Origin of the sequence: Pseudomonas fluorescens Q2-87 (assembly GCF_000281895.1) — a bacterium.
In the GTDB taxonomy this organism is placed as follows: Bacteria; Pseudomonadota; Gammaproteobacteria; order Pseudomonadales; family Pseudomonadaceae; genus Aquipseudomonas; species Aquipseudomonas fluorescens_S.
Genome location: NZ_CM001558.1, coordinates 6,314,775 through 6,326,245 on the forward strand (window position 1 = coordinate 6,314,775; position 11,471 = coordinate 6,326,245).

Annotated in this window: 9 protein-coding genes; 2 read left to right on the forward strand and 7 right to left on the reverse strand. The window is 62.5% G+C overall.

Translation table 11 applies throughout. The features are described from left to right. Positions 1–6: 6 nt before the first annotated feature. From PFLQ2_RS00230 to PFLQ2_RS00200, 7 genes are all read right to left on the reverse strand, one after another. Positions 7–2,157, reverse strand: a complete 2,151-nt coding sequence (locus tag PFLQ2_RS00230) for a hypothetical protein (protein ID WP_003187145.1) — start codon at positions 2,155–2,157, stop codon at positions 7–9. Then, entirely contained in the window at positions 2,144–3,337 is a 1,194-nt protein-coding gene (locus tag PFLQ2_RS00225; RefSeq protein ID WP_003187147.1) for a DUF3142 domain-containing protein, read from the reverse strand. Before PFLQ2_RS00225 ends, PFLQ2_RS00230 begins: the two co-directional genes overlap by 14 nt. Positions 3,338–3,399: 62 nt before the next feature. After that, complete coding sequence (locus tag PFLQ2_RS00220; RefSeq protein WP_003187148.1) at positions 3,400–4,221, reverse strand: class I SAM-dependent methyltransferase; 822 nt, start codon at positions 4,219–4,221, stop codon at positions 3,400–3,402. Then, the gene (locus PFLQ2_RS00215; protein ID WP_003187149.1) at positions 4,215–5,369 is read right to left on the reverse strand and encodes an acyltransferase family protein; all 1,155 of its coding nucleotides are present in this window, start codon (positions 5,367–5,369) and stop codon (positions 4,215–4,217) included. Before PFLQ2_RS00215 ends, PFLQ2_RS00220 begins: the two co-directional genes overlap by 7 nt. Further along, positions 5,366–6,250, reverse strand: a complete 885-nt coding sequence (locus tag PFLQ2_RS00210) for a class I SAM-dependent methyltransferase (protein WP_003187150.1) — start codon at positions 6,248–6,250, stop codon at positions 5,366–5,368. The genes PFLQ2_RS00215 and PFLQ2_RS00210 overlap by 4 nt, the downstream gene beginning before the upstream one ends. Then, complete coding sequence (locus PFLQ2_RS00205) at positions 6,247–7,539, reverse strand: glycosyltransferase (RefSeq protein ID WP_003187151.1); 1,293 nt, start codon at positions 7,537–7,539, stop codon at positions 6,247–6,249. The genes PFLQ2_RS00210 and PFLQ2_RS00205 overlap by 4 nt, the downstream gene beginning before the upstream one ends. Next, the gene (locus tag PFLQ2_RS00200) at positions 7,533–9,164 is read right to left on the reverse strand and encodes a glycosyltransferase (RefSeq protein ID WP_003187152.1); all 1,632 of its coding nucleotides are present in this window, start codon (positions 9,162–9,164) and stop codon (positions 7,533–7,535) included. Before PFLQ2_RS00200 ends, PFLQ2_RS00205 begins: the two co-directional genes overlap by 7 nt. 424 nt (positions 9,165–9,588) lie before the next feature. On the opposite strand from PFLQ2_RS00200, the gene PFLQ2_RS00195 reads away from it, so the two are divergent. Further along, positions 9,589–10,503 (forward strand): GDP-mannose 4,6-dehydratase, encoded by a 915-nt coding sequence (locus PFLQ2_RS00195; protein ID WP_003187153.1) that lies wholly within the window; start codon positions 9,589–9,591, stop codon positions 10,501–10,503. Then, the gene (gmd, locus tag PFLQ2_RS00190) at positions 10,500–11,468 is read left to right on the forward strand and encodes a GDP-mannose 4,6-dehydratase (protein ID WP_003187154.1); all 969 of its coding nucleotides are present in this window, start codon (positions 10,500–10,502) and stop codon (positions 11,466–11,468) included. The genes PFLQ2_RS00195 and gmd overlap by 4 nt, the downstream gene beginning before the upstream one ends. Positions 11,469–11,471 lie beyond the last annotated feature (3 nt).

Genomic DNA, 11,471 nt, shown 5'->3' on the forward strand with positions numbered 1-11,471 from the left:
GACCATTTAGCTGGCCGAAATCCGGACCTTGCGCCGACGCCGACTGACCAATCCCAGCGCCACTGCCACCAACAGCACCACACCGCCCAGTTGCAACCAAGCCTTGTAAGGTCGCAATGCCGAGCGAATCGGGTCCAGGGCCTGGGTCACGTAGCGTTTGTCGGCATTGCGAAAGTCCGGCTCCTGGCATTGATGGCCGAAATCTCCGGCCCAATCCACATAAGGACCGTCCTTCACGTACCGCTGATACAAAGCGCTTTGCTCTTCCAGGCTGGAGTTGTACCCGACCGCTTTGCACAACACCGCCGCAAATGCCTGGCTGGTGTGGGGGAGATAATCCGCCGCCTGGCTCGCCAGCGCTGTGGCAACGAACCGATAGTGATAACGCACGTCTGGTTGCGCGGCGCTGGCCTGCTGACGTTTCAGCTCCCCTTGCGCCACCAGCGGGCCGACTTCAAGCTCAACGGGCTCCAAACTGTAACTGCCGTCCAAACTGGCGTAGTCCGGCGCCATCTCGTAGCCGAGCAACTCCATGCCAGATTTACGCGCCAACACGGACGCATTGAAATACGCCTCGGCCCGCCGGGTCGGCCACCATTTGGACTCCGCGTCCTGACGCGACTGCCCGTAGGCCGAAGCCTTGCCCTGCAAATCGGCATTATCGAAATAGGCCGGCGCCTCGTCATAACGCCCTTCCCTCAGCAAGCGGCGGCCCAACAGGTTGCGCAGGTTCGCGGCGACCGACAGTGGTACGTAGTTATCGCGATCCTGTTGAGTCAGCTCGGGCGGCGCCGGAACGTTGGCATCGACGTACTGTTTCAGCTCATCGACCGTCAGCACCCGCTCGGCGACTGCCGCGGCGTCGTACCAATAGTTGCCCTGGCCGCGATAGAGCTGATCAAAGGCCTGCAAGTAATCACCCCGTTGCAATGCCAGGATCGCGCTTTCACCTTCGACCCGGCATTTGGGTTGTACCGTCTCGTAGTTCCAGTCCGGTGTACGTCGATTGCCCCAGGACTCATCGTTCGGGAAGGCCTGGGCGGCCTTGGCATAAGCGGCGGCCGCAGCGCCCTTGTCACCGTCACGCAACGCCAGTTTGGCGCGCACCCACCAGGCCAGACCCGTGTCGGCGGCTTTCTGCACAAAAGCCTTGGCGCCGTCGAAATCGCCGTGCTGGTAACTCACCGCCGCCAGGCGGTCGGCATCTTCCAGGTTGTCCCGGGCGTTGGCTTGCAGCAATTGGACGAGTTTCTTTTCGCCCGAAGGTTCTTCGCCGTCCCACCAACCGACGCGGCTGAGCAGATACGCCGCCGCCAAGCCTTGCACCGCTTTGGCCTTGAGCAATTCATTTAGGCGTTCCTCCGGCTGGGCGCTAAGGTCGCCCGCCAATTGCAACAACGAGCTGTAGCCGACCGGGGAACCTTGCAAGGACTGGCTCGCATACAGGCCGATGGCACTGTTCCAATCGTCAGCGGTATAGGCCACCCGGGCTTCTTCGCCAAGGCTGGCGACGCCCAGCTCCAACGGGTCGCTGAAGCCGGCGATGCTCATCTCGCGGGCTTGGCGGAACGCTTCGCGCGCCTGGTTCTGCAAGACCACAGGGTCGCCGCTGCCCGCCTCGGTGCTCACGGCAAACAAGGCCCGTCCCAGGGAATAGGCGGCCCAGGTGCTGCGCAACCGGCGCTGGTCGGCCGGCAGCGCCAGCAACTGTTGGAACGATTCCACGGCGAGCTGATGCTCACCGGCATTGAAAGCGGCCGCGCCGATGGCATACAGCCGCAACTCGGCGGGCAGGTTGGCCGCTTCGGCCGTCACCTGCGCGATATCGCCCAGCGCTCGCAAGCGTTCCACTACCGCGAGCTGCGGCGGGGTCAGGCCGAGCTGCTCGGCCTTGTTGCGTTGCTCGACATAGGAGGAAAGGTCGTCGTAGTTGTAGTCCGGGTTCCGGGTCGCCTCGGTAACCGGCTTGAGCCCGGCGATAGCCTGGCCCAGACGGCTGATTTCGAAGCGAAAGTTGCCTTCGGGTAACTCGGCCAATGATTGGGCGCGGTTATCCAGCAGGCGCATCGGAAAGTCCGGCCCGCAGGCCAGCGCCTGGCCCAGCGGCAGGCTAAGGCTCAAACAAAGCAGGCGGCGAGGCCACTTACGGGTAAACATTGAAACCTCCTTGGTCGATTCTCGTACAGCGCGCCCAGCCGATTGCCCGGTGGGTGCCAGCGGCCAGGCGGCCTTCCTGAATGCGGGTGAAGGTAAGCAGTCCGGGAGTTTGTTGCAACGTGTAACCCGCCAAGGCATCGACGCCGTCACACCCGCCGACCTTCAGCGTCAGGCGCTGGGGCCAGGGGCTGTCGAGATTGCCGCGGTTAGCCAGGCGAATATCGTACAAACCGCCCTGCTCGTGCAGATCCAGGCCGAGGTGACTGTCCAGGCTGTCCCCCCGCGCCACGGCGCCGAGGGTGGTCAGGCTCCAGGCGCGCCGGTCGCCCGCCAACGGCAGGCGAAACCAGATCAGCCCGGCCAGGTGCCTGGGCGGTTCGGCACGCAACTGAGCCGCAAGCCCGGCCACCTGTTGCGGATCGGCCAGCAGTTCTCGACGCTCGCCGCCCCGGTCGATCGGCACTTCACTTTCCACCACCGGCACGCCGCTTTCCTGGGTCAGCAACGCCACGCCATAGGCCGGCAGGGCCAGATAAAACGGCCGCGTGGTGACGCCGCCCCAACGTTCGGCCCAGCGCCGGGCCTGTTCCGGATCGAACAGCCCTTGCCGCGGATCGCTCACCGCGTGGACCTGCAACACACTGCTGTCCACCATTGCCAGCAACCCAGGCAACGCCGGGCTGTCGAGCCAGGCCGGCAGCGCCGTGATGCTGAGTTTCAGTGTGGCCGGCAAGACTTGCCGCAGTCGACCCAGGAATGATTCATAGGCGGGCAAACGTGCGTTGCCCGCGTCGTGGTCGATCTCCACGCCCACCGGCGCCAGGCCCTGGGCGCTCCAATCAGCCAATACCTGCTGAATCTGCCCGATCACATCGTTCTGGTCCAAGGACTTGAGCTGGCCGTCCAGGCGAATCACAGCGATCAGCGGGCGGCCGTCAGCCTTGAGCAAGGCCGGATCGATCCGCGCACGACTCCAACCCGCCCCGGGAAAAGCTTGCAACGCCAGCACCCGCAGGCTCGAGAAATCGCCCCGACTCTGGCGCAGCGCCTGCTCGTGAGCCGGTGTCCACTGGCGCTGCCAGATATAGAGTTGTTGATCGAGCGCCGCAGTAGGTGGCTTTTCGCAGCCGCTCAAGAGCAAGGCGGCGAGGGCCAGCGAAAGCCGGGGAAGTACAGTCATGAAGCCTCACCGCAAAAGCCGAGCAGATTACCGTCACCCGGGCACCGCGAAAACAGCGGCTATCAAACCCCGCCAGGCTTACGCGCAATAATGACCTGACTCTTGGCCACCACCCCATCGAGCGCCTGCTTGATCTGCGCACCGCGGGGCGAATTCAACACGGCCTGCCAGGTGTCGGCCCAGTGGTTGAGCAATGGATGATCGGCGTTGCTGAAGTCGACCTTGGCCTCCCAGAACAAGAGCATCCACATCGACCAGTAAAAGCCGTATTGGCTATGGCTCAACACCTCCAGCCCGGCCTCGCTGACCATCGCCTTGAACTGCTCTTCGCTGATGATGCGAATGTGGTTGGGCTTCTGGAAATACTCCGGCGCGGCGATGTCCTTTTGCAAGTCCTCGGAGCTTGGGTGCGGCACGCTCAGCAGGTACAACGCGCCGGGTTGGCCGACCCGCACCAGTTCAGCAAGAAATTGCGCCGGATCGTCGACGTGCTCGATGACCTCGGTGGAGACCACGCGGGTGGCCGTGGCGTCGGCGATGGGCAACGGATTGCAGTCCGTCACGTGGCACTCGATGTCGCGCGCGGGTGTATCGCCCAGGCGCTGGCGGGTGGCTTCGACCTTGGCCGCGTCGATGTCGGCAATGATGATCTTTGCCCCGCGCATGCCGCAGAAATGCACATTACCGCCGTCGCCACAGCCCACATCCAATAGCGTGTCCTGGGCGGTCACCGGGAAACCGCTGAACAATTCGCCGGTCTGCTGGTTGAACCAGCCACTGAGCATCGCATCGTGCAGCCCGAGCATGTACGGATCGACTTTTTCGACCGCAGGCGTTGCGGGTGCGGGCGCGCCCGTGGCGAGTTTCTTAAAAAGGCTCAGCATGAAGGGGCTCCAGAGACGGGAAGGACGGTTCGAGCGGCGGACAGGCGTGCAACGAGGCGGGCGCCTCGGTTACGCATGGGCATTTCCACCCAACGGTAATTGAGTTCGCTCAGCAGCCCGATCAACAGCAAGGCGCAGGCCAGGGCCAGCCAAGGGTGGCTCGCCGGGTCCGGCGAGCCCAAGGGCGAGAAACGAAACCACAGCTCGCGCAACAGGAAAAACACCGGGATGTGGATCAGGTAGATCGCGTAGGAACGACTGCCGACCCAGACCAGCGCTGTTTTCAACCGGCCACGGGGCATCAGGTAATCGCGGTCATAGGAGGCCACCCACACCAGTACGGCACTGGACACTGCAATGACGCCGAGGCGATAGAACGACAGATTGAAATGCTCGGTGGCGATCCAGGCCATCAACCCACCGAGGAGCCCGATCAGCAGCACGCCCAGTCCAGGCCAGCGCAACCATGTGGGCTCGAACCGCCAATAGCTGGAGCGCAAGCTCCAGATCGACAGCAACACCCCGAGGGCCAGGGCGTCGGTGCGGATGACCGACAGCCACAGCGCCCGCCAGGTGAAAAACTGCACCAGTACCACCGCCAGCAGTACCCAGATCAGGTACCGGCGCGAGACAAACACCAGCAGCGGCAGGATCAGGTAGAACTGCTCTTCCAGCGACAGCGTCCAGTACACGAAGCTCGCTCCGTATTCATAACGCATGAACGCGTCGGCAAAACGCAGGTTGGCAAATTGCAGCAAGCCGGCCACGGTCGCCTGCAGGTTGGCCTCGACGCTGCCGAACGCGCCGGAACGGTTGAGGAAAAACACGGCGAACAGCACCAGCAGCAGCCAGAGCCAGGCCGAGGGCAACAGGCGGAAGGCGCGGCGAATCCAGAAATCCCGTGTCGTGGCCCAGAACTGCCGTCGCGTATCACAACGGCGCAGCTGCGCAATCAAGCTGCGCCCGATGACGAACCCCGATATGGCGAAAAACAGGTCCACGCCCCACCACAACTGAAAACTGTCGGACAGGGCCGTCAGTCGCGGCCATCCACCAGGAAACGGCATGCCTTGCAGGTGGTGGAACAGCACCCCTATCACCGCGACAGCGCGCAGCAACTCGATGTCCATGATCCGCTTGCTACTCATGAAGTTCTCCCGGACAAAGGGTCGGGCTTGCGCGCGATGATCACCTGGCTCTTGGGCATGAACCGGTCCAGTACCTGCTTGACCGCCAACCCGCCGGGTTGCGTCAACAAGTCTTGCCAGACGCCCGCCCAGCGTTCCATCAGGGGTGGATAAGGAGCGTGGATACGGTCGCGCACGGCGCCCTCGGGGTTGCGCCCCGCCGCCTGTTCGCTGGCCCAGAAGAAAATCATGCCCATGACCCAGAAAAATCCACTGGCCTGGCGATGCTCGATCACCAACCCGGCATCCTCCACCAGGGCGGCAAATCGTTCGGCGCTGAAAACCTGAACATGGTTGGGCGACTGGAAGTAGCTCGCCGGTGCGATGCCACGCTGTAGATCTTCGCCTACCGGCGCTGGCACGCTGAGCAGATACTGTGCCCCTGGCCGGCCCATGCGCACCAACTCCGCCATGAACGGTTCGGGATCATCGACGTGTTCGAGCACCTCCATGCAGACGATTTTGTTCGCGCAGCCATCGGCCAGGGGCAGCGGCAAGCTGTTGCTGACCAGCCCCAGGAAAGGCGCGGCGCCCTGGGCTTCGACCTGGCGAGCCAACTCTCGGACCTTGTCCTGTTCGCTGTCGGTAAAGATCACTGAAGCGCCTTGGCGCACCGCGAACAGCGTCGCCACGCCCTCGCCGCAGCCGACGTCGAGCAAGGTGTCACCCGCCGTGATGGCAAAGCCCTTGAGCAACTCGCCGGTTTCATTGCGGAACCAGCCATCGAGCATCGCGTCGTACAGGCCGGCGTCGCGGGGCGAAACAGCCGCCGCGGATGGCGCCGTCGACGGCGGCGACGGTTCGACCGGCGGCCTGAGCCAGGACAGTAATCGCCGGATCATGGCTGCGGGGCGTTCCGGCGACGCTCGCAGGCCTGTTCAATAAATGCCCGCAAGCCTTGCTCGGCGTTGGCCTGGCTGCAGAATTTTTCCAGGCTGGTCACGGCATGGGCCGACATCCGGCGATAGCGCTCGGGATCATTGATGGCCACGTCGTAGCTCGCGCGGTAGGCCGAGCACAGCGAGTCCCAGTCGGTGACGTAGCGCAGGGTCCGATAGGCCGCTCGTGGGTCGTGGGGCCAGGCGGTCAGTTCTTCAGTCGAATCCACCACGAAGGCATTGTCGTGATCGATGTAGTCGGCCATCGCCGTGTTCAAGGGTGCGATGGCCGGACGGCCGCAGGACATGAACTCCATCAGCGGCAAGCACTGCCCTTCTCCGTAGGAACAATTGACCACGTAGCGGGTGGCTTCCACCAGTCGCTCGTAGTCCGCGTCCGCCAGGTAGCCGTGGATCAGCACAATGCGGCAACGGTAGGACTGGTTCTTGTAGACGTGATGCAACATGTCGGTCAGCGCAGCGCTGACGTCGTGGTGGGTCAGCTTGAGCACCAGGGTCGCGTCAGGAACGTCGCGGAACGTCGTGCAAAACGCGCTGATCATGTCCTTCCAGTTCTTGCGCCCGTCGTAGGGGTTGAACACCGAGGTGTAGATCACGCCGTCCAGCAGCAACTCACAATCCTGCGCCGGGCCATCGAGCACCAGCGGAGTACCAGCCTGATGCGCCGGCGGGCCGTAGGGCCGCAAGTCAGTGGTGCGGCTGTCGATCAGCAGGCCACGCAATTGCAGGCGCATGTGATCGACCGTCGGCCGCTGGGCCAGCAGCGCGCCCCGGGCGGCAAACCGGTCCCAAACCGGCGCCGCGATGGCGACAATGGGGAAATCCGCGCCCATCGCTTCCCGGACGGTATCGACGGTGAAACTGGAATGTGTGATTGCCATGCCGGTTGTGCCAAGCACCACTCGCCAGTCATGGCGGGGTTCGCCCTGCCAGCTTTCGGTCGGGATGGTGCTGAATTCCCAGGCAAACACGGGGATGGTCGGGCAGGCATAGTGCACTGCGGTGCGATGAGGTGGTGAGAACGACAGGAACACGCAGTCTTCGCCACGCCGCAGGCAATCGGCATGCAGCAGGTCGACCTCTTCGTCCGGCCGGGTCACTTCCACGACTCGCCCCAGCCGTTCGAGTACCGGACGGAACTCCTTGAGCACGAAGTAGTAGCTGTACTCGGGCTTGCCAAGGTTTTCGAGGATGTTGCTCTGGTTGGTTTCCGAATGAATGATGATCAGCATGATGCGGACCCCGCCTCGACCACCAGCGACAACTCATCGCCTTCTGGCACCGCGAGAAAATCAACCAGGCGCTGCTGCACCGGAGCAAAACCGCAATAACGGCGCATGCGCTCGTTGGCGGCCACGGCCATGGCCTGGTAGGCCTGCGGCTGGAGTTTGGCCAGGGCATAACTCTGCTGGTAGGCAAGCTTCAATGAACCCCAGTCGGGCCGATGGCGCAGGGTGCGGTACAAAATGCGCGAATCTTCCGGCCAGATGGTCGGTTCGCGGCTGGACTTGACGATAAAGGCCACCTCGGCGTCGATGTAGTCGCGCATCGCCGTATGGTCCGGCGCAATGACCGGTCGCCCGCTAGACATGAACTCCATCAGCGGCAGGCACAGGCCTTCGCAGCGGGACGCATTGACGTAAAAACTCGCCGCACCATACAGCCGGGCGAATTGCTCGTCCTCCAGATAACCGTGCATCACCACCACTCGACAACTGAACGGCGACAACTGGGACAGCAGCGTCAGCAGTTCGACGTAATAGGTCGACAGGTCGTTCTGGGTCATTTTCAGCACCAGCGTGGCGTCCTCGACATCCCGCAGGGCCCAGCAGAACGCGGTGATCAGGTGATGCCAGTTCTTGCGCCCGTCATCGGGGTTGAACACGCTGACATACACCACCCCGTTGACTTCGATTTCCACCACCTGACTGGTGTCCGGCAGCACGGCTTGGGGATGATCAACGGGAGCTGGCTCTGGATCTGGCGCCGGCAATGGCTCGACAATCGGCAGTGACGGCGCCGGGCGGCCCCTCAGGATCCGGCTGACCAGCACACGTGCAGGCACCGGCACCAGGTCGCGGACCGCTTCGCGGTACCAGCACAGCAGATTGTGCTTGAACAACCACAACGGACCCTGCTCGGCCTTGCCGGTGAAGGCACGAATGACCTCACGCAAATAATGACGGGAAATGAACGCGCGGCGCCGCCAGGTCAAGGGTGGCGGCTCGATGATCGGTTCTGGTTCTGGTTCCGGCTCCGGTTCTGGCACCGGTGTGTCTTCCAGCATTGGTGCGATCAAGCCATCGGCAGAGAGCCCGAGGGGGCGGCTATCGATAATGCAGCCCTTGATCTGCAGGACTGTCCCCGGGTTGACCGGCCTGCTCGGAAATTGCTCACGAACCGTCGCGAAACGCTCCCATAGCGGCGTCGGCAAGACCAGTACCGGGAATTCCTCGCCCAAGGTACGGCGGATCGCTTCGGCCGTGTGGCTGGACAAGGTAATCACCCGGCCATGACGGGCCAGGGTGCGGCTCCAGTCGTGGCGCAGGTCATCGTCCCAGTGCTCGGCCGGGATCGAATCGAACTCCCAGGCCACCACGCAGACCATTGGGCAGAGCAGATCGACAGGCGTCTTGTGGGGTGGGGAAAACGAAAGGAACAAGCAGTCCTGGCCGGCCTGCCGCAATTTCTGGTAAAGCGGATCGACTTCCGCGACCGACGACACCACATGCACCGGGCCCAGGCTTTCAAGCACGGGCCGGTAAGCCTTGAGCACGAAATAATAGCTATATTCAGGGCGGCCAAGGCTCTGGCTGATGGAGTGATCGTTTACGTCCGAGTAAAGAATGAAATTCATGGCATCCCATCATGGAGCCGCCATCCCGGCCACTCCACTTCATGACGGTCGAGTCTCGAATCGAACCGGCCTGGGGCCGCATCCATTCGATCGTCTTCTGACCCGTCTCGTTCTTGTTTTTAGTAGCCCTGGCCGTGCGCTTCGATCCGAGAATCAGAATCGGGCCGGCGTAGTGACGAGGGCATTCTAAACACATCCACCAAGCGTTCGTGAACCGCTCGATGAGAATAAACCGGCTATAAATATGAGAACTGACCGGTCACGGTCTGCGCTGTTGAAATTGCGTTGAAATTGGCACAAATTGGCAACCAAACAACTACAACAAACGCTTCTCTACGCCGATTGTTGAGTGACTTTTCCCCGAACTTACGGAAATTTCCCACTCAGTTTGCGATAGACGAGGCAACCGTACGGGGGCTAGTGCTTGAAAAAACGTCTGTTCGTTACGGGCCTCAGCGGTTTCGTTGGACGCCACCTCAAATCTCGACTCAATGGTCATGATTCGACGTGGCAGTTGATGCCTGTCGCCGCCCGCTATGACCTGACAGAGGCAAAGACCCTGGAAGGCCTCTGGCCCGAGATTCCCGACGCCGTCATCCACCTTGCCGGCCAGACGTTTGTCCCCGAAGCCTTTCGCGATCCGGCGCGCACCTTGCAAATCAATCTGCTCGGCACCCTGAATCTGCTTCAGGCCCTCAAGGCCCGGGGGTTCACCGGGACATTCCTGTATGTCAGCACCGGCGATGTCTACGGCCAAGTCGCTGACAACCAACTGCCGATCACCGAACTGCACGCCCCGGCCCCACGCAATCCTTATGCCGTGAGCAAACTCTCGGCCGAGCTGCTGAGCCTGCAATGGGGCATGAGCGAAGGCTGGCCGGTGCTGGTGGCCCGCCCGTTCAATCACATCGGTCCCGGCCAGAAAGACAGCTTCGTCATTGCCAGCGCCGCCCGGCAGATCAGCCGTATCAAGCAAGGACTGCAACCGGCGCGTCTGCAAGTGGGCGATATCGACGTGACCCGCGATTTTCTCGATGTCAGCGACGTGATCTCGGCCTACCTGGCGCTGCTGGAAAAGGGTATGGCGGGGCAGGTCTACAACATCTGCTCGGGTCGCGAGCAGAGCATTCGCAGCCTGATCGAACAACTGGGCGACATCGCCCAGGTCGATGTGCAACTGATCCAGGACCCGGCGCGTCTTCGCCGTGCAGAACAGCGTCGCGTCTGTGGTAGCCCCGCCAAGCTACGACAGGCAACGGGATGGACGCCTGAAACAACAACACAACAATCCTTGCGGGCGATCCTGTCCGACTGGGAGATACGGGTACAAGAAGAATGAAAAGTGCACTCATCACAGGGATCACCGGCCAGGATGGCGCGTATCTGGCCAAGCTGCTGCTCGACAAGGGTTACAAAGTCCATGGGCTGGTGGCGCGACGAAGCAGCGATTCACGCTGGCGGTTGCGCGAGATGGGGATCGAGCACGACATCGTTTACCTGGACGGTGACATGGCCGACGCCTGTTCGGTGCAGCGAGCCGTGATCAAGTCGGCGCCGGACGAGCTGTATAACCTCGCCGCGCAAAGTTTCGTTGCCGCATCCTGGGACCAGCCGGTAACCACCGGCATCGTCGACGGGCTGGGGGTCACCCACCTGCTCGAAGCCATTCGCCAGTTCAGCCCGCATACCCGCTTCTACCAGGCGTCCACCAGCGAAATGTTCGGCTTGATCCAGGCCGAGCAACAGGACGAACACACGCCGTTCTACCCGCGCAGCCCGTATGGCGTGGCGAAACTGTACGGCCATTGGATCACCGTCAACTACCGTGAAAGCTTCGGCCTGCATGCCAGCAGCGGCATCCTGTTCAATCACGAGTCGCCCTTGCGCGGCATCGAATTCGTCACCCGCAAGGTCACCGACGCCGCCGCGCGTATCAAGCAGGGCAAGCAGCGGGAATTGCGCCTGGGCAATATCGACGCCAAGCGCGACTGGGGCTTTGCCGGCGACTATGTCGAGGCCATGTGGCTGATGTTGCAACAGGACAAGCCCGACGATTTCGTCGTCGCCACGGGCGTTACCACGACCGTCAGGGACATGTGCAAGATCGCCTTCGAGCACGTGGGCCTGGACTACCGTGACTTCGTGAAGATCGACCCGGCGTTTTTCCGCCCGGCCGAAGTCGAGGTGCTGCTCGGCAACCCGGCCAAGGCCCAACGGGTATTGGGCTGGAAGCCCAGGACTGACCTCGACACCTTGATCCGCATGATGATGGATGCGGACATGAAACGCGTCGCCAAGGAGTAGGCC

Coding starts and splice junctions, on each gene's coding strand:
- PFLQ2_RS00205 (WP_003187151.1), bottom strand. CDS start 7,539: ATGCTGATCATCATTCATTCGGAAACCAACCAGAGCAACATCCTCGAA.
- PFLQ2_RS00220 (WP_003187148.1), bottom strand. CDS start 4,221: ATGCTGAGCCTTTTTAAGAAACTCGCCACGGGCGCGCCCGCACCCGCA.
- gmd (WP_003187154.1), top strand. CDS start 10,500: ATGAAAAGTGCACTCATCACAGGGATCACCGGCCAGGATGGCGCGTAT.
- PFLQ2_RS00225 (WP_003187147.1), bottom strand. CDS start 3,337: ATGACTGTACTTCCCCGGCTTTCGCTGGCCCTCGCCGCCTTGCTCTTG.
- PFLQ2_RS00215 (WP_003187149.1), bottom strand. CDS start 5,369: ATGAGTAGCAAGCGGATCATGGACATCGAGTTGCTGCGCGCTGTCGCG.
- PFLQ2_RS00230 (WP_003187145.1), bottom strand. CDS start 2,157: ATGTTTACCCGTAAGTGGCCTCGCCGCCTGCTTTGTTTGAGCCTTAGC.
- PFLQ2_RS00200 (WP_003187152.1), bottom strand. CDS start 9,164: ATGAATTTCATTCTTTACTCGGACGTAAACGATCACTCCATCAGCCAG.
- PFLQ2_RS00210 (WP_003187150.1), bottom strand. CDS start 6,250: ATGATCCGGCGATTACTGTCCTGGCTCAGGCCGCCGGTCGAACCGTCG.